The sequence below is a fragment of the Comamonas sp. 26 genome (genome assembly GCF_002754475.1).
In the GTDB taxonomy this organism is placed as follows: Bacteria; Pseudomonadota; Gammaproteobacteria; order Burkholderiales; family Burkholderiaceae_C; genus Comamonas.
Genome location: NZ_PEFL01000002.1, coordinates 218879 through 240516 on the forward strand (window position 1 = coordinate 218879; position 21638 = coordinate 240516).

The 21638-nt window shown below is 58.5% G+C and carries 23 protein-coding genes; 6 read left to right on the top strand and 17 right to left on the bottom strand.

Annotated features, from left to right (window positions below; all coding sequences use genetic code 11):
- Positions 1-96: 96 nt before the first annotated feature.
- Positions 97-660 (bottom strand): YggT family protein, encoded by a 564-nt coding sequence (locus tag CLU84_RS15585; protein ID WP_099738212.1) that lies wholly within the window; start codon positions 658-660, stop codon positions 97-99.
- A 60-nt stretch (positions 661-720) separates the two neighbouring features.
- On the opposite strand from CLU84_RS15585, the gene CLU84_RS15590 reads away from it, so the two are divergent.
- The 6 genes from CLU84_RS15590 (at position 721) to CLU84_RS15610 (ending at position 6817) form a co-directional block, all read left to right on the top strand.
- On the top strand, positions 721-1371 hold the full coding sequence (locus CLU84_RS15590; protein ID WP_099738213.1) for an LON peptidase substrate-binding domain-containing protein: 651 nt from the start codon (positions 721-723) through the stop codon (positions 1369-1371).
- A 250-nt stretch (positions 1372-1621) separates the two neighbouring features.
- Positions 1622-3166, top strand: a complete 1545-nt coding sequence (gene lysS / locus CLU84_RS15595; protein WP_099738214.1) for a lysine--tRNA ligase — start codon at positions 1622-1624, stop codon at positions 3164-3166.
- Between the two features lie 366 nt (positions 3167-3532).
- The gene (locus CLU84_RS22080; protein WP_158235233.1) at positions 3533-3679 is read left to right on the top strand and encodes a hypothetical protein; all 147 of its coding nucleotides are present in this window, start codon (positions 3533-3535) and stop codon (positions 3677-3679) included.
- 105 nt (positions 3680-3784) lie between these two features.
- Positions 3785-4813 carry a hypothetical protein gene (locus CLU84_RS15600; RefSeq protein WP_099738215.1) on the top strand — a complete coding sequence of 343 codons (1029 nt, stop codon included), beginning with the start codon at positions 3785-3787 and terminating at the stop codon, positions 4811-4813.
- 121 nt (positions 4814-4934) lie between these two features.
- A complete protein-coding gene (locus CLU84_RS15605) occupies positions 4935-5987 on the top strand; it encodes a diguanylate cyclase domain-containing protein (RefSeq protein ID WP_099738216.1) in 1053 nt (350 codons plus the stop codon).
- A gap of 185 nt (positions 5988-6172) precedes the next feature.
- Positions 6173-6817 carry a mechanosensitive ion channel family protein gene (locus tag CLU84_RS15610; RefSeq protein WP_099738217.1) on the top strand — a complete coding sequence of 215 codons (645 nt, stop codon included), beginning with the start codon at positions 6173-6175 and terminating at the stop codon, positions 6815-6817.
- Between the two features lie 58 nt (positions 6818-6875).
- Here the strand turns inward: CLU84_RS15610 and purT are convergent, their stop codons facing one another.
- From purT to CLU84_RS15690, 16 genes are all read right to left on the bottom strand, one after another.
- Complete coding sequence (gene purT / locus CLU84_RS15615; RefSeq protein ID WP_099738218.1) at positions 6876-8093, bottom strand: formate-dependent phosphoribosylglycinamide formyltransferase; 1218 nt, start codon at positions 8091-8093, stop codon at positions 6876-6878.
- A 101-nt stretch (positions 8094-8194) separates the two neighbouring features.
- Positions 8195-8689: a DUF4440 domain-containing protein gene (locus CLU84_RS15620; protein ID WP_099738219.1), complete on the bottom strand. Its 495-nt coding sequence runs from the start codon at positions 8687-8689 to the stop codon at positions 8195-8197.
- 237 nt (positions 8690-8926) lie between these two features.
- Entirely contained in the window at positions 8927-9283 is a 357-nt protein-coding gene (locus CLU84_RS15625) for a hypothetical protein (RefSeq protein ID WP_233210221.1), read from the bottom strand.
- Positions 9276-9950, bottom strand: a complete 675-nt coding sequence (locus CLU84_RS15630) for a TenA family protein (RefSeq protein ID WP_233210223.1) — start codon at positions 9948-9950, stop codon at positions 9276-9278. Before CLU84_RS15630 ends, CLU84_RS15625 begins: the two co-directional genes overlap by 8 nt.
- A gap of 91 nt (positions 9951-10041) precedes the next feature.
- Positions 10042-10512, bottom strand: coding sequence for a hypothetical protein (locus CLU84_RS15635; protein WP_099738222.1), 471 nt, complete (start codon positions 10510-10512; stop codon positions 10042-10044).
- 54 nt (positions 10513-10566) lie between these two features.
- Entirely contained in the window at positions 10567-11622 is a 1056-nt protein-coding gene (locus CLU84_RS15640) for a 6-phosphofructokinase (RefSeq protein WP_099738223.1), read from the bottom strand.
- Between the two features lie 234 nt (positions 11623-11856).
- Entirely contained in the window at positions 11857-13236 is a 1380-nt protein-coding gene (locus CLU84_RS15645) for a cytochrome c (protein ID WP_099738224.1), read from the bottom strand.
- A gap of 13 nt (positions 13237-13249) precedes the next feature.
- On the bottom strand, positions 13250-15019 hold the full coding sequence (locus CLU84_RS15650) for a GMC family oxidoreductase (protein ID WP_099738225.1): 1770 nt from the start codon (positions 15017-15019) through the stop codon (positions 13250-13252).
- A gap of 2 nt (positions 15020-15021) precedes the next feature.
- The gene (locus CLU84_RS15655; protein WP_099738226.1) at positions 15022-15726 is read right to left on the bottom strand and encodes a gluconate 2-dehydrogenase subunit 3 family protein; all 705 of its coding nucleotides are present in this window, start codon (positions 15724-15726) and stop codon (positions 15022-15024) included.
- Between the two features lie 391 nt (positions 15727-16117).
- Entirely contained in the window at positions 16118-17209 is a 1092-nt protein-coding gene (gene nagZ, locus CLU84_RS15660) for a beta-N-acetylhexosaminidase (protein WP_099738227.1), read from the bottom strand.
- Positions 17210-17325: 116 nt separating this feature from the next.
- Entirely contained in the window at positions 17326-17727 is a 402-nt protein-coding gene (gene acpS / locus CLU84_RS15665) for a holo-ACP synthase (protein WP_099738228.1), read from the bottom strand.
- A 71-nt stretch (positions 17728-17798) separates the two neighbouring features.
- Positions 17799-18566 carry a pyridoxine 5'-phosphate synthase gene (locus CLU84_RS15670; protein WP_099738229.1) on the bottom strand — a complete coding sequence of 256 codons (768 nt, stop codon included), beginning with the start codon at positions 18564-18566 and terminating at the stop codon, positions 17799-17801.
- Entirely contained in the window at positions 18563-19339 is a 777-nt protein-coding gene (gene recO / locus CLU84_RS15675; RefSeq protein ID WP_099738230.1) for a DNA repair protein RecO, read from the bottom strand. The genes CLU84_RS15670 and recO overlap by 4 nt, the downstream gene beginning before the upstream one ends.
- Before the next feature lie 91 nt (positions 19340-19430).
- Positions 19431-20372 (bottom strand): GTPase Era, encoded by a 942-nt coding sequence (era, locus tag CLU84_RS15680; RefSeq protein WP_233210282.1) that lies wholly within the window; start codon positions 20370-20372, stop codon positions 19431-19433.
- A 158-nt stretch (positions 20373-20530) separates the two neighbouring features.
- Positions 20531-21214, bottom strand: coding sequence for a ribonuclease III (gene rnc / locus CLU84_RS15685; RefSeq protein WP_099738232.1), 684 nt, complete (start codon positions 21212-21214; stop codon positions 20531-20533).
- A 9-nt stretch (positions 21215-21223) separates the two neighbouring features.
- Positions 21224-21574: a DUF4845 domain-containing protein gene (locus tag CLU84_RS15690; protein WP_099738233.1), complete on the bottom strand. Its 351-nt coding sequence runs from the start codon at positions 21572-21574 to the stop codon at positions 21224-21226.
- Positions 21575-21638: the final 64 nt, after the last annotated feature.

Genomic DNA, 21638 nt, shown 5'->3' on the forward strand with positions numbered 1-21638 from the left:
GAAAAGCGGCTAGCGCAGATTCTGTCTGCGTTAGCCGCTTTTTTCATATATTTTTAAGGGCAGGAGCTCGCCCCATGCGTCGACGGCTTCAGTGGCTCACAGTCCTGCAATCGTCACCAGCCCACCCGCCTGCACGTAGTTGAGCACCATCAGCAGCACCTGCAGAATAATCAAGGCGATCAGCGACGAAAAGTCCACATTGCCGATCAGGGGCACCACCTTGCGAATGGGAGCGACCAACGGGTCTGACAGGCGCTGCAGCACCCCATAAATGGGCGAGTAAGGCTGCACCCAGGAAAGAATCACGAAGACCAGCAAAATGCCCACCATCCCCGACAGGATGACTTTGAGCAGCCCGCAGAAGGCCAGCCAGGGCAGGGCCAGCGCCGTGCTTTTGGCTCCCAGCAGAAGCCAGATCAGCAGCACCTGTGCAAATTGCAGCAGAAAGGCGGCCAGCAGGCTTGATTTGTCCCAGCGGCCTTTGGCGGGAACGATCTTGCGCAGCGGCATCACAATCCAGTCGCTCAAGGCAAACACCAACTGCCCCACGGGGTTACCGAAGGGCACACGCTGTGCCTGCATATACATGCGCAACAGGCAAGCGCCGCTGATCAATCCGACAACAACGTCCAGCAGGAACAAAACAATTTCAAACAGCATGTGACTCAATTCAGGAAGCAGCGAACGCGTCGCCTATTCGTGGGATGATAGCCGCGCACCATGACTGATACACAAAGTCTGCACTCCCTGCCCCTGTTCCCTTTGAACACGGTGCTGTTTCCTGAAGGCCTGCTGAGCCTGCAGGTCTTTGAAGTGCGCTATCTGGACATGGTCCGCAAATGCCAACACGCAGGCGCACCTTTCGGGGTGGTGGCGCTGCAACTGGGCCATGAAGTGCGCAAGGCGAGCTCAAAGGGAGAGCAGCTCCACGCCGAAGGGGTGCTGGCCCACATCACCCGGCTCGATTCACCCCTGTCCGGCCTGCTGCATCTGCAATGCCAGGGCACGCAGCGCTTTCATATTCAGCACTGCTGGCAACTGCCGCACGGCCTGTGGGTGGCCGATGTGAACATGCTGCCAGCCGACCCCAAAGTCGCCGTACCACCGCATTTACGCAGCACTGCATACGCCCTGGCACAGGCTCTGCTCAATCTGCATGGCCACGACCCTGACCATGCCCAGCTTCCCACACCCGAGCAGATGCATGACTGCGCTTGGGTGGCCAATCGCTGGGCAGAGATGCTGCCGCTGCCAGTACGCGTCAAGCAGCAGCTCATGACACTGGACGCCCCGCTGCTGCGACTGGAGCTGATTGCAGACGTGCTCGACCAAAGCGGCATTGCCGGCATGCCATCTGCGCCAGATTCATAAAAATCAGGCTGTACCCCAATAAATAAAAGCGCCAACAGCTCTTATTTTGATAGTAATCGCCATAATTTCTTGATGACTCAACGCTGCCAATAAACCGCATACCGCAGTTCCAGTCAGCGCTTTGCCCGGCTGTTCGCCGCTGCCTCGGCAAAAAACTTAAAATCTCCGCTTTCGGGCTGCGCAATCCTTGCCGCCTCCCATCATTCCCTTGTGGACTCAAACCGGCGCTTGTCGCTGGCGCTCTCTTTTCATGACTGAACAAAACACCTCTTCTGCGGCAGAAAACACCGCCCCTCAGGACGAAAACAAACTCATCGCTGAGCGCCGCGAAAAACTCAAAGCCTTGCGCGAGCACGCCAAGGCCCAGGGCATCGCCGCCTTCCCCAATGACTTCAAGCCTGAGCACCGCGCCGAAGCGCTGATTGCCGAGCATGGCGATAAGGAAGCTGAAGCACTGGACGCAGCTGCCGTCACCGTCAGCGTGGCAGGCCGCATGATGCTCAAGCGCGTCATGGGCAAGGCCAGCTTTGCCACCGTGCAAGACGCCACCGGTCGCATCCAGGCCTATGTCACCCGCGACGCCGTGGGTGAAGAGGTGTATGCCGATTTCAAGAAGTGGGACCTGGGCGACATCATCGCCGTCGAAGGCCAGTTGATGAAGACCAAGACCGGCGAGCTGTCGATCAAGGCCACCAAGATTCGCATGCTCACCAAGAGTCTGCGCCCCATGCCCGACAAGTTCCACGGCATGGCCGACCAGGAACAAAAGTACCGCCAGCGCTATGTCGACCTGATGATGGACGAGGACGCCCGCAAGCGCTTTGTGGCCCGCAGCAAGGCCGTGTCCGGCCTGCGCGACTTCATGGTGCAAAACGGCTTCCTCGAAGTCGAAACCCCCATGCTCCACCCCATCCCCGGTGGAGCCAATGCCAAGCCGTTTGTGACACATCACAACGCGCTGGATCAGGAGATGTATCTGCGCATTGCGCCCGAGCTATACCTCAAGCGTCTGGTGGTCGGTGGTTTCGAGCGCGTGTTCGAGATCAACCGCAACTTCCGCAACGAAGGTATCTCGGTGCGCCACAACCCCGAGTTCACCATGATGGAGTTCTACGCGGCCTACTGGAACTACCAGGACCTGATGGACTACACCGAAGCGCTGATCCGCGACGCCGCGATGAAGGCCGTGGGCACGCTGCAGCTGACTTACGGCGGCAAGCCCGTGGATCTGGAAGCTCCGTTTGAGCGCCTGACCATCGTGGAAGCCATCGTCAAGTACACCGAAGCTGGCGAAAACGTCACCAACCGCGAGTGGCTGACCAACGCCCTGCAGAAGCTGGGCATGAAGGAAGAGAAGAACAAACTCTCGACCCGCACACTGGCCAGCCTGCAGGTGCTGTACTTCGAAGAAGTGGTGGAAGAGAAGCTGTGGAACCCCACCTTCATAATGGAACACCCTACAGAAATCTCGCCTCTGGCCCGCGCCAATGACGATCGCCCTGAAGTGACCGAGCGCTTTGAGCTCTACATCACCGGCCGCGAATTCGGCAACGGCTTCTCTGAGCTCAACGATGCGGAAGACCAGGCTGCGCGTTTCAACGCCCAGGTCGATGCCAAGGACAGCGGCGATGACGAAGCCATGTACTTTGACCAGGACTTTGTGCGCGCGCTGGAATACGGCATGCCCCCCACAGGTGGTTGTGGCATCGGCATTGACCGCTTCATGATGCTGCTGACCGACAGCGCAAGCATCCGCGATGTGATTCTGTTCCCTGCTTTGCGCCGCGAAAGCTGATCCAGCATTCGCGCCACCATGCCCAGCGCCCGCGCACTCTGGGCATGGCGATGGGCATGACAGTAGGCAGGCATATCTGCCCGAGGGTCGTCACCCTTATTGAATTCATCGACTGAGGGGTAGCCGCCTGCCCCACAGCTCACACTAGGTGATCAACGCCCATAGCATCCGCCCGTCACTAGCGCGCTAGTGCGTTGTGTTTTAAGCGCTATGCTGATTGCATTTCTGGTACTGAAGGCCCTGATACTGTTTCACCATCAAGTCCCGTGTTTTATGAGTACATGCGATCCAACCATGATCGCAAGATCCCTCAGACTCCCCCTTTTCTGACTACAGATCTAAAAGCAGCATGTCTCATATTCAGCAGTGATTTTTGTCGATAACAGCAGCCACGACCTGTACTTTTTTGGTCTGGGGCTCGAAGCCGATGAAGCCACGCGCGCACAGGCACTGCAATTGAGTAATGCCTTGACTGTGCACTATCACCAAGTCAATGTGATGGGCGTCTACTGACGCAGCCATTACTCTCAGCACCTGAATAAAAGAGACAAGCACGCCTACGCCCCGCGCCCCAGCAGCCCTCTGATTTCAGAGAGGGCTCTGGCTATACTGGCTGACATGCAGATTCCTCAGTACTGGGCGCAAGTACGACTGCGCCATCAAACAGGTATTCGCCATGGGGTCACCGTCCAGCGCTGGGGCTGGTCTGACCGCAGCGAGCACGATGCGCACACCCATGCACAACAGCGCGCGCAGCAAGCGCTGGATGCGGCGCTTAACGCACCCGTAGAAAGCAACCAGCCCTCAGACTTCGAGCGCATGGAATGGATGGGTGAATATGGACTGAACGGCAGCACGCCGATTCGCGAGGAAGTGCTGGAGCGGCGTGGTCTCACCGTGATGACACGCAACAGCTATGGCGCAAAGTGCCTCAATACAGAGCATGTGGCCATTGCGGACCTGGACTTTCCGCCCCAAAAAAAGCCTCCCCATTTCCCCTTCATCTCCACTATCTTGCTGGCCATGGCCTTGCCTTGGCTGTGGGTCACACCGATGGTCTGGAATCTGGGTCTGGCAGTGTTGATGCTGATCATTGCCAGCATCGGCCTGATCTTCTGGTCAGGCATACGCAAGTGGTTTCATGCCCGCCAGCAACTGCGCACAGTTGCAAACCAACCGTCACCCACCCAGGCCGCTCTGGAAAAGGTACAGGCCTTCTCAGCAGCACACCCTGACTGGGGGCTGCGTGTGTATGAGACGCCCAAGGGGCTGCGGGTCATAGTGACCCACACTGCACTCACTCCCAGCGCACCCGAAACGCAAACCCTTTTCAACCAGCTAGAAGTGGACCCGTTGTATGCCTTGCTCTGCGCCAAGCAGCAATGCTTTCGCGCTCGCGTCAGCGGCAAGCCCTGGCGTATGAACTTGAATGGTTTGTCCACTCAGGAGCGCCGCTGGCCCTTGCCTGCAGCCTATCAAGCCGCACGCCAGCAGTGGGTTGATATTTATGAGGCACAGTCTGCACAATTCGCCGCTTGCCGTTATCTCGCTCAACTGGGCGCTGCAACTCAGTGCGCTGAAGCACAGGCTTTTGTGACCTGGCATGACGAGGCCTGCAAGGCCCATTCCTCGCTCACCTTGGCCTGAGGTAGCTCAGCGGCTCTACGGGAGATTCTTTTTTGAAACTAGCGTATAAAGTAACAAAATATTTCTCTTGCTTGCTGACTGATTGACAGATTTGGCCTGACCTCGTTTTATCTTCTGCCACATGACAGCTTTGCCATCCTTCGTTTCACCTGCCATCGAATCCAGTGGTGCGCGCTTTTCCTCTCCGGAATCTGGCGCGCCGTTTTCCGTCCTTGTAGTGGAAGATCAGGCTGTCATGCGTGCTGCGCTAGTCACCGAACTGCATCAGGCAGGTGTCACCCAGGTTCTGGAAGCCGAGAATGGCCGCTCGGCCCTGGCACTGTTCCGCAGCGAACGGCCCGATCTGGTGCTGCTGGACATTCGCCTGCCAGGTGAAGACGGCTACTGGGTCGCCCGCCAGCTGCGCGAAGCCGAGCCCGGCGAATGGACGCCCATTATTTTCTTATCCGGTCTGGACAACGATCTGGACGTCTGGCGCGGCATTGAAGCGGGTGGCGATGACTACTTGGTCAAACCCGTCAAACCCATTGTGCTGGTCGCCAAGCTGCGTGCCATGCGCCGCCTGCTGGACATGCGCCGCCGTCTGGTCACCGTATCCGCAGAGCTTCACCTGGCCAATCAGAAGCTCAATGAAATGGTCGAGCTGGATGCTCTGACCGGCCTCGTCAATCGACGCGGGCTGGACCGCATGCTGCATGCCGAAATCTCAGCGGCCCGCCGCGAAGGCAAGCCGCTGACGCTGATGCTCTGCGACCTGGATCACTTCAAGCTCTTTAACGACACCTACGGCCACATTCAAGGCGATGAGTGCCTGCGGCAAGTGGGCCGCCTGCTGCGCGAGGTCTGCGTGCGCCCTCGCGATATTGCGGCGCGTTATGGCGGCGAAGAGTTTGCCCTCGTCCTGCCCAATACACCTCGCTCGGGCTCCATGACATTTGCCCGCGCGCTGGGGCAAATGCTCAAGCTCCTCAAGATTCGCCCGGCAGGCTCGGACGAAGAAATTCTGCTGACTCTATCTGGCGGCATCACCACCTGCATCCCCGATGAAAACACCAGCGCTGAATCGATGCTGATGCGGGCTGACGAAGCGCTGTACGCCGCCAAATCTCAAGGGCGCAACCGCTTCTTCAGCTTTGAGATGCAGATGGATACCATCGAGCAAAGGCAGATTTAGCTCCCTTAGCCGCGTTCCAGCGTCCCCTTGAGGGGAGCCGACACCTTTGCTACGGGACGGCCTTTGCAGGCGCCGGGCGTGCTGGATTGACGTTCCCCCGCTCTGCTTTGAAGAAACGCTAGGATCGACGCATTCCTTCGTCAGTCCTACTGGACTGCCCTCTCCCGTTTTTTGAGTGACTGGTTATGCGTCGTTTTCAAATGCACCTGCCCGAATGGATGCAGGACTGGCTTGAAATCCTGATCCCCGGGGTTCAGATTTTTCTCATCATCTTCGTGGCCTGGCTGATCAACTGGCTGATCAAGCGCATCATCTTGCGCGCTGGCAAGGCCTACGATTTGCCGCACGAGCTGCTGATGCCGCTGCGCGGAGTGTTCCGCTGGATCATTATTGCTGCGGCCATTCTGGCGATTCTGGAGCGCCTTGGCATGTCAGCCACCGTGTTGTGGACTGCCTTTACCAGTTTTGCCACCGTGGGGGCCGTCGCCTTTTTTGCCGCCTGGAGCGTACTCTCCAACCTTTTTTGCGCACTACTCATTGTCACCGTCAGCCCGTTCAGGCTAGGTGACTACATCGAGGTACTGGACAGCGCTGAAAAGCCCGGCGCCAAGGGGCGCGTGATTGATCTCAACATGCTCTACATCACACTGCAGGATGACAGTGCGCCCGAAGGCCTGCCCAATCTGCTGCAGATTCCCAACTCGCTGATCTTCCAGCGCGTCATTCGCCGCTGGAAAGGCGGCATGCCTGTCGTCACCGAGAGCACACCAGCGACTAAAGATGAAGAAGCCTGTGCGATGGAGATTGCAACGCCCAGCAAACCGGCCTGAACGCTTGCTTCATTCATAAAAGGGCTTCTGATGAAGCCCTTTTTGCTGCCCAGGCGATTTAAGGCAGTCGCGGCTTGACCTTGCTGGCGGACAGCTTGGCGTTCACACGTGCCTGCTCCACATCGGCAGCGCGCGCCAGCGCCACGCCCATGCGGCGCTTCACAAAGCTCTCGGGTTTGCCAAACAGGCGAATGTCCGTACCGGGCATGGCCAGCGCTTCATCCACACCATCAAACACCAGACCTTCGGCATCTTGACCGCCATAGATCACAGCGCTGGCACCGGGGTTGCGCAGGCTGGCATCCACCGGCAGACCCAGAATGGCGCGGGCGTGCAGCTCAAACTCGCTTTGCCATTGGGTGGCCAGCGTGACCAGACCCGTATCGTGCGGACGGGGCGAGACTTCGCTGAACCATACCTGCTCGCCCTTCACAAACAGCTCGACGCCGAACAGGCCCAGACCACCCAAGTTATCGGTAACAGCCTTGGAGATCTGGCGTGACTTTTCCAGCGCAGCGGGATGCATGGGATGGGGCTGCCAGCTTTCCACATAGTCACCGGCCTGCTGTATGTGACCCACGGGATCGCAGAAATGGGTTTCGACCTGACCGTCAGCACCCTTGGCACGCACAGTCAGCTGGGTGATTTCGTAGTCAAAGTCGATAAAGCCTTCAACGATGACCCGGCCCTTGGCCACACGGCCACCAGCCATGGCGTAGTCCCATGCGGCAGACACATCGGCTGCACCGTCGATCTTGCTCTGCCCCTTGCCAGAGCTGCTCATCACGGGCTTGACTACACAGGGGTAGCCAATTGCAGGCTGGCCATCGCTGCCGTCAATGGCGGCTTGCAGCTCTTGAAGCGAGTCGCAAAAACGGTAGGGACTGGTGGGCAGGCCCAGTGTTTCCGCAGCCAAACGGCGAATACCTTCACGATCCATGGTCAGTCGCGTGGCACGGGCAGTGGGGATGCAGGTGATGACGCCTGCGGCCTCCAGCTCTTCGAGCATGGGCGTGGCAATGGCTTCAATTTCGGGCACGACCAGATCGGGCTTGACTTCCTCAATCAGTGCTTTGAGCTGGGCCGGGTCGCTCATGGTGATAGTGCGCGCATGGTGGGCCACCTGCTGGCCGGGAGCGTTCTCGTAACGATCCACCGCAATGGTTTCCACGCCCAGACGCTGCAGCGCAATCAGCACTTCCTTGCCCAGTTCGCCGCTGCCCAGCAGCATGACTTTGGTGGCATTGGGGGAGAGAGGCGTTCCTAAGGTGGTCATCAGGTGTTCCAGCGGGCAAAAAGCCTTGAATGGCGGTCAAAAACACGCAGGGAGCAGAGCCCCAGCGTGCGGCAAGCCCGCCATCATAAAGGTGCAGGGCTTCAATCCTTCTCGGGCATGGCCGAGGAATGATGGCTGGTGATCAACCACTGCTGACCATCCCAGCCATAGGTAAAGCTGTAGCGTCCGCTGACCTTGGCGCCTGTCTTGGCAAAGCTAAAGGTGTAGAGACCGGCATCCAGCGCGGTGTTGCAGCCAATGTCGACAAAGCGCATGTCGATGCTTCCCTCGGGCTGGTTTTCCAGAAAGTGAACGAAATAGTCTTGCTTCTCGGCAGCGCTCAAGCGCGCCTTGTTGGAGACCGTCGGCAGCAAAATGGAGCGGGCTGCATAGTTCTTCACCACTTCTGTTGCGCTGAGGCTCTTGAGCGACTGGTTCCAGCGCTCGAACAGGGCGGCGACCTCCGGCTCTGTGATCGCCTTGCACGCGGCTTGCACCTGCGGCGAGGAGCTGGCCAGTGGCTGAGAGCCGGTGCTGGCACAGCCCGTCAATACGGCGCAAGCCAGCGCCAACGTGGTCAAAGCAATTTTTGGCATGGAATGTCTCCTGATTTCTGTCATCAAAAAAGCGCCCGGTGGGCGCTTGCGAGGCTCATGGCCCGTCCCCCTGAGGGGTCTGATGACTATAGATTTTGGCACTCCCAAAAACTTGATCTACCTCAAGGCCACTAACACTAGATGGTCACAACACTTTTCTGCCAGCATCGCGATTCATTGCTACTCAACTCATAGCATTAACCCATTGATAAACAAGCGCCAAGGCTAGATAAAAGCCTAATTCAACACCGGCGAATAATGCTCAATGCGGCAGGGACCCCGATCCTTGCACTCGCCATCCAGATAGCGGTAGCGCACCTTCACCGTGGTGCCAGGCTTGGGCCATTGGCGGCGCGGCAGCTCGCTTTGATAGTCGGTGGTTTCGGGCCTGAAGCTCAGTACAGTCCCCGCCTGCGGACATTCGGCCTGACCCTTGGCCCGGCTTTCGATCACGCGGGTCTGCAACTGGCTGCGGCCGGTTTGCTTATCGCGCACCTCGACCTTGAGATCGCAGATCTCCCAGTTGCTCGCCATGGCCGGCGCACCAGTGGCACACAGCAATATGGCGGCCAGCCAGGTTTTTCGTTTATTCATAGACATGGTCAAAAAACTGGCGCTCCAGCTTTACGGCTCGCTGAAAGTAATGGGTAGCTTCGGCCTTTTGAGTTTCATCCAGCGTGGGGCCGATACGGTCTAGCTCGCTGCGCAGCCAGCCCACAAAGCCGCGAAAGAAGTCATTGGCATGCAGCACGATCCATTCCGAATGCTCAAAGCGCTCGGGCATGGGCAGGTGCTTTTTTGCAGGCTGATCGGCCCAGTCCAGATAAATGCCTTCGGCCACGGCCAGCACAGCCATGCAGTTGGCGTAGTTCAGGCTTTGCGCGGCTTCATGCATGAGCTGCTGAAAAGCCTTGGTGGGCGCAGTCAGCTCAGGCGTCAGGCGCTGGTCTTCCGGCACACCCAGCATGTCAAAGCTGCGCAGAAAATACGTGTTTTCGTCGCTGGTCACCATGCCCGCAAATTGCGACAACACCACGCGCGGCGCAAACACATCGGCGCTGGCAATGGCTGCACCCAGCAGGGCCACAAAGCGGTTGATGAACTGATAGTCCTGCACCAGATAGTGGCGCAGCAAGGCGTCATCCAGCGAGCCATCAAAAATCTCATGGACGAAGCGGTGCTGCACGCAGGCATTCCAGTCCTCAATGCAGGACTGACGCAGTTGCTCGGCAAAGCCTTGGGATGGGTTCAAATCACTCACAGCCGTCTCCAGTTTCTATGAAATCAATAGCTGAATGCGCTTCATGCAAGCGCGCCACAGGCCATTTTCATTAAAAAGAAGGCGATCAACATCAATGCGTGAGAGCGGCTGTTTTAACGCCGCGTTGCGGAATGCCGCCGCTGTCGAACGCCATGTCTGAAGTCCAGACCACATCGTCCCAACCCCAGGGGCTGCTGGCTTGCTCCAGACTCAGCACATGCACGCCGCTCATGTCCTTGACACGCTCTTTAAGCCAGTCCACCTGATCGCTGCGCACAAACACCAGGCAGGCAATTTCCCAGTCAGGCTGCGTGATGTTCAGGCCGTGCAGCTGCGTCAGCAGTGGCGCATACCATTTCTCAATGCGTTCATTGAGGCGGTTGACCAGCGCCAGCGGGTAGCCCGAGGCCGAGACTTCCACCACATAGACCTGACGGCGCGCAGGCCGCAGCGCCACAAAGGCCGGGCATTGCCAGCCTTCGGTCAGCTCGTATTTGGGGGCCACAAAGGTTTCGCCGTTGGCCGTGAGCAACTGCATCACGGCTTCTTCATGTCGGTCCATGCTGTATCTCTCCGGCGCGCGGAAAGTGCGCGCAGGCTCACACCTTAGCGCAGCCTAAGCCTCGCCAAAGCAAATACCGATATCACGCGCCATGCTCAGCAGCGGGCTGTCCAGCGGCACCGTGCGCTGGGTGTTGGCCACATCGGCAATCGCCACGCTGCCAATACGCCCGTTTTGCAGCGTGACCATATGGCCCATCTGGCCGCCCAGCACCAGTTGCGCTGCGTGGTGGCCGAATTGCGTGGCCAGTACGCGGTCAAAAGGCGTTGGGTCACCACCGCGCTGCACATGGCCCAGCACCGTGGCGCGCACCTCGCTCTTGAGATGAGGCTGCAGGCGCTCGCGCAGCACATGGCCTACCCCGCCAAGGCGCACCGGGTCGGGGCTGTGCGCAATGCGCTCGCGCACCGTCAGGCTCTGACCACTTTCCTTGGCACCCTCGCCAATGCAGATGATGGTGTAGCGCTGACGCTCTTCGCGCGCTTGGCAGACCTTGATGATGGCCTGCAGGTCATAGTCAATTTCGGGCAGCAAAATGATGTCGGCGGCCCCTGCAATGCCAGCCTCCAGCGCCAGCCAGCCCGCATGGCGGCCCATGGTCTCCACAATCATCACGCGGTGGTGACTCATAGCCGTGCTCTCGATGCGGCGCAGGCTTTCCGTCACCGTGGCAACGGCCGTATCAAAGCCAAAGCTGCGCTCGCAGCTGGCAATGTCGTTATCAATGGTTTTTGGCACGCCCACACATTGCAGACCCACCTGCTCCAGCCCATGGGCCAGGCTCATGGTGCCGTCGCCGCCAATGGCAACCACCACATCCAGCGCCAGCGCCTTGATATTGAGACCGACCTGAGCCAGCGTCTGCGCATCGCGCAGCGGGTTGGCACTGTTGCTGGTGCCCAGAATCGTGCCACCCATGTGAAGAATTCCAGAGACCTCATCCCAGCCCAGAGGGCGCACGCGTGGCTGCTCGCCCATCAGGCCTTCAAAGCCATCAGCAATGCCCAGCACCTCGCACTGGCCATGGTTGATCAGGGACTTTGTGACCGAGCGGATCACTGCATTCAGGCCGGGGCAATCGCCGCCACCGGTCAGCACACCAACACGCATGAGAATCTCCTAGTTCTGCCAAACCTGGCCTTTAGCTCTGTTAAAGCCCAGCCAAAACAGAATCATCCCACGCCCCATGCGACGGTTTACCTAGCGTCCATAAAAAACAGGCCGGACTTGCATCCGGCCTGTTTTTTAGTGCTGATTTTTTACGTGCTCAGTGGCAACGCGTTTTTTGCGCAGGTATCTCAATCAACGCAGCGCCTTTCGCCGCCTGATCGACTCACACTGCGCTTAATTTGCGCGCTCAGGGGCCGCAGCCGCTTGTACATGCTTGCGCACCTTACTCACCTGACTTTCGCTAACGTCAGAAGCCTGGTTGCCCCAACCCTTACGCAGGAAGGTTGCCAGTGCAGCAACTTCGCTGTCGGTCAAGCGGTCGGCGTAACCTTGCATCACCAGATTCAAGGGACGACGATCCGTCATCAGCGAAGCCGTGCCATTCAGAATCACCGCCACCAGTGGACTGGCATCTTTGCCTTGCACCATGGAGTTGGCTTGCAGCTCGGGGAAGATCTCGGGCGAGCCCTTGCCGCTCGTAAAGTGGCAAGCTGCGCAGTTATCGAGATAGAGGCGAGCACCCAGAGGCATGTCAGGCGATGCCGACTTCAGCAGCGCAGCAGTTGCTTGACCGGCTTCATCAGCAGGCAGTGGAGCCATGCTGCGGGGGCCAGGTGTCGCAATCTTGGCAGGAAGCGCTTCTACAGCCTGGCCGTCCATGGTCTTGAGGAAGACCGCCATGGCCTTCAGGTCCGCATCGCTCATGTGCTGCAGCGAATGCTCAACAACCGAGGCCATTTCACCATTGGCCACGGCATGTGCATTACGGCCAGTAGCCATATAGGCCGCCACTTCTTCCGTACTCCACTTCTGAATGCGTGCATCCTTGCCGCGCAATGCAGGGGCAGTCCAGTCGTCCACCATGCCGCCGCTCAGGAAGCTCTTGTCGGAAAGACGCGTGCCGTCCTGCGCCATATAGCTGGTACGGGGGCTGTGGCAGGCCGCGCAGTGACCGGCACCTTCGGTCAGATACTGACCACGGATTTGCTGCTCATCACCGGCCATGGGCTTGAACTGGGACTCACCCGACAGGGCCAGCCAGTTCCAGGCACGGATGCCGAAGCGCATATTGAACGGGAAGCTTAGGCTGGTTGCTGCGACTTCGTTCTTGACGGGCTTCACTTCGGTCTGCAGATAGTCGAACAGAGCGCGCAGATCGCTTTCCGTCATGTAACGGTAGTTCTCGTAAGGCATGGCGGGGTACAGCTGCTGGCCGTGGCCACCAATGCCGTCCACCATGGCGGCGCGGAACTGGTCCATGGTCCAGTTACCAATACCGGTTTCCTTGTCAGGAGTGATGTTGGACGCCCAGATGGTGCCCATGGGGCTTTCAATGCCACGGCTACCGGCCATGGGCTCGCCACCCTTGGCGGTGTGGCAGGCCATGCAGTCACCAGCGCGCATGACTGCTTCGCCGCGGCCGGGCTCGGCCTTCCAGTCCGCGGGCAAGGCCTCGTTTGCGGGGGTGGACTTGAAAGGCACATAGATCAGCGCCAGTGCCGCGAGGATGCCGAGAACGATCAGTGCAATCAGGATGCTGAGGTATTTTTTCATCGTGTGCTCCTGCTCAGACCAGCGGGCGTGGGTTTTTCAGGTACATCGTGCGGATGGCGTGCAGCGTCCAGTACGCCAGACCGCCCACCATGCCGGTGGGGTTGTACTGGGTGTTCTGCACAAAGTTACCGGCGCCGAAGACGAACACGTTGTGCTTGTCCCATGCCTGGCAGTAGCGGTTGACCGCACCTTCAGTGGGCTTTTCTGACATGACGTGACCACCGGTGTTGTGCGTGGTCTGGTAGGGGCGTACGTCGAACTTGGCACCAATGTTTTTGAAACCAGACTGCAGCAGATCCGGCTTCAAAGCGTTGCCCACTTCCTCGGCCTTGATCTTCTGGTACTGGGTCATCTTGATGTCGTTGTCCTGCCAGTTGAAGGTCATGCGCATCAACGGACGGCCATGGGGATCCTTGTAGGTAGGGTCCAGATCCAGGTGGTTGTTGCGGTAGGACATATGCGAGCCGTGGGTACCGATCGACATCGAATGGCCGTACCACTCGCCAATGCCCTTCTTCCAGCCAGCGCCCCAGCCCGGCGTGCCCTTGGGCAGTGGCATGGAGCGGATAGGCTGTCCGTTCATGGTGCCTACGCGCCAGTAAGCGCCGCCGATAAAGCCCAGCTTGCCGAAGTCGTTCTGATTGATGCCGAAGTCATCGATACACATGCCGTTGGAGCCGTGACCGATGAAGGGGTTGAAGTTCTCTTCCTTGAAGAACAGCGTTACACCACCGTTCATCTGATAGGCGTAGTTCTTGCCCGTCACACCAGTGTTGGTCTTGGGGTCATAAGGCTTGCCAATGCCGGACACCAGCATCAGGTGCACGTTGTTGAGCTGGTAGGACGACAGAATCACCAGGTCTGCAGGCTGGAAGACTTCTTCTTGCTTGATGGCATCAAAGTAGGTCACGCCCGTGGCGGTCTTGCCGTCCGCTGAGGTTTCCACGCGCAGCACTTCAGAGTGGGTGCGGTAGCTGAAGTTGGTCTTGCGCTTGAGGGCATCCAGCACCGCCGTCTGGGGCGACGATTTGGAGTACTGGTAGCAACCAAAACGCTCGCAGAAGCCGCAGAAGTTGCAAGGCGCCATCTGCATACCATAGGGGTTCACATAGGACGTGGACGCAATACCGGCAGGTGCGGGGAATGGGTGCAGGCCCATGTTCTTGGCCGTTGCTTGAAACTTTGCAGCGTCATAAGTCGTGCCCAGCGCAGGCATGGGGTACTCTTTGGAGCGCCAGCCTTCGAAGGGGTTACCACCGGCCTGAATCTGGCCCTTGAGATTGCCAGCCTTGCCGGAAACACCGGCCACTTCGTCAAACTGGGTGAAGTAGGGCTCCAGCTCGTCATAGCTGACGGGGTAATCCATCAGGTTCATACCTTCCGGAATGATGGACTCGCCCCATTTTTCCTTCACATAGCTGCGCAGCTTGATTTCTTCGGGCTGTGGGCGCCACAGCAAACCATTCCAGTGCGTACCAGCACCGCCCACACCATTGGCGGGCAGGAAGGAGCCCATGGAACGGTAAGGCAATGCGGTTTCGCTGTCATCGCGGCGCACCGTCACCGTGGCCTGGCGAGGGTGCTGCATGTTCTTCAAACGCACGCCATAGGTGAGTTCGTCGATCTGATTGGGGTACTTGAACTCAGGCACCGTGTTCTGGTCACCGCCACGCTCCAGGGCCACGATTTCCAAGCCTTCAGCGGCCAATTCCATACCTGCGATAGAGCCAGTCCAGCCCAGGCCGACGATCACGACGTCTTTTTTCTTTTCAATGCGTGCCATGGTTATGCTCTCTCGCCTTTGATGGATACAGGGCCCAGGGGGTACTTCACGTTGTGCTGATCCACCCATTCGGCGTAGCTGGCACGTGCGCCGGGGAAGCCGATGTACTTCCAGGACTTCATGCCATGGTTGCCGCCGTGCACAGGGTCGGCAAAGTAGCCTTCCTTGGTGTTGGCCAGCAGCGTTGTGAAGAAAAAGCTCAGCTCAGGGTCCAGCTTGATCTCGCCCTTTTGCAGTGCGGTCAGGGCTTCGTCTTGCTGTTTGGGGTCCAGAGCCTTGAACTCCTTGCCAAAGCGCTCTTTGCACACAGCATTGAAAGCAGGAATCGCCTTGCGGTAAAGCTGCGCAGGGTTCAGCGGCGACTGCCAGCCGCGATCGGGCGTGGCGGCTGGGTCGTGCGGGCCTTCCATGTACCAGATCTCGGCATTGCCGTAGTAGCCCTGCAACTGACGGTCGATGAACACGGGCACATGGGCTTCGATAGCACCAGGGCCATCACCTTCCGAAGGGATCAGGCGGGCCGTGGCTGCCATCACAAACGTCCATTCCTCGGGGTTGAGGTACTCAGGCTTGTACTTGTCCAGCTGAACAGGCACTTCCTTGGAGTTGGCATGAAACGTCACGGCAACACCGGTCAGCGCCACGCCGGCGCCAGCACCGGAGGCCATCAGAAACGATCTGCGACTGGGTGGGGAAGAGTTAGACATTGTTGATTCCTACATCGTGTAAACAGCGAGATCGACATGCCAGCCATTCACTGGGATGCGCTCGTTCAGGACTGGTGGCCCTGTGAAATGCGATGAGGCGTGCATGCAAAAAAGGGGCATAGCCCCCGTTAAAAGTGTGCATGCACACCCAGAAAAAGCCTCCGCGATGAAGCTTCTCCATACTTCAATAATAGTTACCCAAGCAATTAGCTGCTTCTTACTGCTAGCACAACTGCCTGCCGGTCGTGGTCTTTTATCTCAGCAAAAACATAGGGTTTACTATTAGATATAAGACATAAGACTCAGCCACACATCGCATGTGCGGACATAAAAAAATCCGCTGCAAACCTAAGCTTGCAGCGGATGTCGGGGCGGGCCTGTTGATCGTGAATCAGGGCAGCTGATTCAACGCATCCAGATAAGCAGGCTGACGCATCAAGTCGTCCCATGTCTGAGGTTCGGTATCGGGTAACAGCGATAGGCGGCGCGATTCGCTGTCTTCGTCGGGCAGCCAGCGGCCATCACGCAGCGCGCCATCCATGCCGTCCAGCAATTCATCCACATGCTCGCCAAAGCCAAGGCTCTGGTTGCACAGCAGCACCATATCGCAACCTGCATTCAGCGCGGCCAGCGCGGCATCGGTAAAGCTAATCAGCTCACCATTGATACGGCGCGCACCCTCCATGCTCAGGTCATCGCTGAAGATGGCACCGTCATAGCGCAGGCGGCTGCGCAGAATGTCTTTGAGCCATTTCTCGCTAAAGCCTGCGGGGCGCTTGTCCACCTTGGGGTAGATGACATGAGCAGGCATCACCGCAGTCAGCACGCTGCTCAGCCACGGGTATGGGGCCGCATCTTCATCGAGAATGGCGCTCAGGCCGCGTTTGTCGACAGGGATATCGACATGCGAATCGGCTTTCACAAAACCGTGGCCGGGGAAATGCTTGCCACAATTGCCCATGCCCGCCTGCAGCAGGCCGTGCATCAAGCTCTTGGCCAGGGCTGCCACCACGCGCGGGTCGCGGTGAAAGCTGCGGTCGCCGATGACCGAAGATTCGCCATAGTCCAGGTCCAGCACGGGCGTGAAGCTGAAGTCCACGCCGCAGGCGCGCAACTCCGTACCCAGCACATAACCCGCAGCCGTGGCGGCATTCATGGCGCGCATGGCGCCGCTGCCTTCGCGGTGTTTTTTGCCCTTGCCGTCATCCATCCACATCTCGCCAAAGGCGCGCATGGGCGGAATGTGGGTAAAGCCATCGGTACGAAAGCGCTGCACGCGACCGCCTTCGTGGTCCACGCTGATCAACAAGTCAGGCTTGACGGCCTTGATGTCAGCGCACAGCTGGACCAGCGCGCTGCGGTCTTCCCAGTTGCGCTTGAAGAGGATGATGCCGCCCACCAGCGGGTGGGCCAGACGGGCGCGGTCTACATCGGTGAGGGAGGTACCTGCAATATCGATGATGAGAGGGGCGTGCATGCTCATGAATACTTCTAACAAAGTGAACTTAAAGACTTCCCTGGTCAGAACCAGAGGCCACCAGCAAGGGCCGCCCCGCAGCAAAGGTGGCTGTCCCCTTGAGAGGACAGCCGCAAAGCGGCTCAGGGGGGAGACATTTTTTCGACCACGCAGAAACTGGCTGCGTAGTCACTTTCATCCGTGACCGACAGGTGCACGGTCAGATTGTTTTTTTCAAACCACTCTTTGAGTGCGCCATGCAGGCGAATGGCAGGCTGGCCGCTGGGCAGTTTGATGACCTCGCAATGCCGCCAGGTCATGGGCATGACCATGCCCATACCAATCGCCTTGCTAAACGCTTCTTTGGCCGAAAAGCGTGTGGCCATATAGCGAATGCCGCGCTCGGGCCAGCGCTCACTGCGGGCCTTCCAGGTCGCCAGCTCACCATCAGCCAGAATCTTTTTGGCAAAGCGCTCGCCATGCTTTTCCAGACTCTCGCGAATGCGGCGCACGTCGCAGATGTCCGTACCTATGCCGTAGATCATGCTTTACTCCTTATGAGCCAAAAATGGCTCAAGCGCTTATTCATCAAGCGCTGGCAGCTATGGTTTCAGGATTACTTGGCCGCCATACCCACGTCAATGCAGGCCTGATAGGCCTTTACGGTTTCGGCATAACCCAGCTCCAGCGCATCGGCAATCAGGGCGTGACCAATCGACACTTCAGCCAGGCCCGGCACGCGCGCCACAAATGCGGCCAGGTTGTCGCGATTCAGATCGTGACCGGCGTTGATGCCCAGCCCCGCATCCAGCGCGGCCTGAGCGGCCGTGGCGTAGGTTTGCAGTTGCAGCTCTTGGTCAGCCTGGCCCCAGTTAGCGGCAAAAGGCTCGGTATACAGCTCCACGCGGTCGGCACCCACGGCCTTGGCAGCCGCCATTTGTTCGGGGACAGGGTCCATGAACAGGCTAACGCGCACGCCCAGTGCCTTGCATTCGGCGATCAGGGGCTTCAAACGCTCGGCATCCTGCGGAAAGGTCCAGCCATGGTCGCTGGTGAACTGCTCTTCGCTGTCAGGCACAAAAGTGGCCTGATGCGGACGCGTCTGACGGATGAAATCCATCAGGTTCTGCGTGGGGTTGCCCTCAATGTTGAACTCGGCCTGGGGCCAGTTCTTGAGCAGCTCCTGCAGATCAAACACATCTTGCGCGCGGATATGGCGTTCGTCAGGACGGGGATGGATGGTAATGCCCTGCGCCCCGGCTTCCAGACAGATTTGCGCCGCGCGAGTGACCGACGGAATACCCAGATGGCGGGTATTGCGCAGCAGCGCCACCTTGTTGACATTGACCGAAAGCGCGGTGCGCGGAGAGGCAGAGTGGTTCATAGCGATTGCAAATCCATCATCAGCTGGCGGGTGCGCAGCATTGTCGAGCCGCAATGGTATTGCAGAAGATTGCGCAATTGCGGTTTCAGGGCCTGAGCCACTTCGGGCTCAGCCAGCGCCTTGAGGGTGCTGGGAAAGGGCTGATCGGTCTGCAGCGCCAGCTCTATGCTCTGCCACTGTATGCCGGTAAGCGCCGCGCGCTCGAATTCAGAGGCCTGGCGCAGCCCGCCATCAGCCACCAGCGTGTAGCGCAAAGCAGTCTTGACTTGGCTGAGCGTGGCGCTTTCCTGCGTCAGATCAGGCAGATGGCCCAGCTCGCGCAGCAGCACCAATTCAAAGGCACGCAGCACCGGCTCTATGGCATCGGTGGTGCCGCCATGCTGACCGGCCAGCACGCGCACCACGCCAGCGTAAATATCAAACAGCGCCGCATATGGGTCGTCGCGCGCCAGCAGGCGCAGCAGCAGCTCGTTGAGATACATGCCAGACCACAGCGCATCGCCTTGCGGCATGACATGACCGCCCACCCATTCCGCGCCTTTGAGCGAGTGAATTTCGGCATTGCCCTCCGCACCCAGCGTGTAGTTCAGCTTCAGCGGCTGCAGCGGCAGCAGCACGGGGCGAAAGTTGGAGGTGTGGCGCTTGACGCCCTTGGCCGCCAGCGCCACGCGCCCGCGATGGCGCGTGAACACCTCCAGAATCAGGCTGGATTCGCTCCAGTCGTACTGGTGCAGTATGTATGCGGGTTCGTCGCTGACGCGTTTGGCTGCCACGGAGTGCTTCAGAAAAAAGAAAAGGCCTCAGCAGAGGCCTTGGTTCGGAAATGATAGCTTGCAGCGCAATATTCACCGAGCCGCAAGGCAATCACTCATAGCCGAAGGATTTGACACGGGCCTCATCATCCGCCCAGCCAGACTTGACCTTGACCCAGACTTCCAGGAATACCTTCGCGTCCAGAATCTTTTCCAGATCTTGGCGGGTTTCGGTAGAGATACGCTTGAGGCGCTCGCCACCCTGACCAATCACCATGGCCTTGTGGCCGTCACGCTCAACCACAATGGTGGCGGCGATGCGCATAAAGCGGCCAAACTTGGGACTGGGCTCTTCCTCGAACTTGTCGATGACGACCGTAGAGGTGTAAGGCAGCTCGTCGCCGGTAAAGCGGAACAGTTTTTCGCGCAGGGTTTCAGAAGCCAGGAACTTCTCGCTGCGGTCGGTCAGCTCGTCTTCGCCGTAGAACCATTCCTGCTGTGGCAGGTACTTGGAGCAGATACCGAACATACGTTCGACATCTTTTTTGTTCTTAGCCGACATGGGCACGAACTCAGCAAAAGGATGGCGCTCCTGCATGTCCTTGAGCCAAGGCGCAACTTCATGGCGACGGCCCACGGTGTCCAGCTTGTTGGCAATCAGCAGCGTGGGAATGCCGGGCTTGAACAGGCTCAGCACCTTGGCATCCGCCGGGGTAAAGCTACCAGCTTCGACCACGAACAAGATCAGGTCCACATCACCAATCGCGCCCAACACCGTCTTGTTCAGCGACTTGTTGAGGGCGGTGGAGTGCTTGGTCTGAAAACCGGGCGTATCCACAAAAACGAACTGCGTATCGTCCTTGGTGCGGATACCGGTAATGCGGTGGCGCGTAGTCTGCGCCTTGCGCGAGGTAATCGAGACCTTCTGGCCGACCAGCGCGTTCATCAGAGTGGATTTGCCCACGTTGGGCTTGCCCACAATAGCGATCAGGCCGCAGCGCTGCTCTTCAGGCGCGTAAACGCGAGCAGGCTCAGCCGACTCTTCCTCGCGCATCACAGTAGGAGCGCTGCCGGGCTTGGCTGCCGCCAGCATTTCGCTGATGTAGTCCAGGCTAGGGTCGCTGATATCGGTAGAAACAGCCTTAGGCCCTTTCAAAGGCTTAGCGTTCGATGCACCTACGGTGCCTGCTATCTTTTTCTTAGCAGCATCGGTCATGGATTTTTGGCTTTCAATTGGTCCAGCACGGCAGCAGCTGCTGCCTGCTCGCCCATACGGCGGGATATTCCCGTCCCCTGGGCTTTGATATTCCATTCGGCAATGGTGCACTCGACCTTAAAGGTCTGCTTGTGCGCCGCGCCACTGATTTCCACCACATCGTATTGCGGCAGCTTCATGCGCTTGCCTTGCAACAACTCTTGCAGTGCGGTCTTAGGGTCTTTTTCAGCCGCACGCATGTGGGGGTTGATGTCCACACCCTCAAAAAGGTGGTGGACGACTTTCTCGCCAGCGGAAAATCCAGCATCCAGATAGACAGCGCCAATCAGCGCTTCCACGGCATCCGCCAGGATGGAGGGGCGCTGCTTACCACCCGACTTGGATTCGCCCTCACCCAAGCGCAACAGCCCGGGCAATTGCAGCTGCAGCGCAATTTTGTGCAGCGTGCCTTCTTTGACGAGATTGGCCCGAACGCGCGAGAGATCGCCTTCGGGCATGGATGCCAGCTTGGCATACAGCAAGCTGGAGATGGCGAGACTGAGCACCGAGTCGCCCAGAAACTCCAGACGTTCGTTGTTGTCAGCCGAAAAGCTGCGGTGCGTTACCGCACGCTGCAGCAGGGCCAGATTGGAAAATTGGTGTTGCAGCCTTTGCTGCAGTGCGACTAGAGCAGGTTCCACCTGAAAAGACTATTTCTTGAAACGGTAAACAAGGAAGGCGGGGCCTGCCAGAGGAATTTCACGGGAATATTCAAAGCCCACCACGATCTTGTCGTTGACCTTGGTCACATTCAAGTCGTTGCCCGTGACGGACTTGAAATCATCAATGGCTGCTGAGCGATCAAATGCGGCTTTGACTTCCGCCACGGTATTGCCTTCAGCGGCGGCCTTGTTAGCTGCCTTGGTGATGGCCTGATACTCGAGGAAGACGGGCACCGATTGTGCGCCAATTGCCACCACCGAGACGATGATGGCCACGAGAAACACCAGACCGATAAAGGACAGGCCACGCTGACGCGAACGCAATGCCAGATTCTTCATTCTTTTCTCCTCTTTAGGCGGGAATGTATCGACCCGCTCATCCCAGAAAATTGTCGAAACAGAG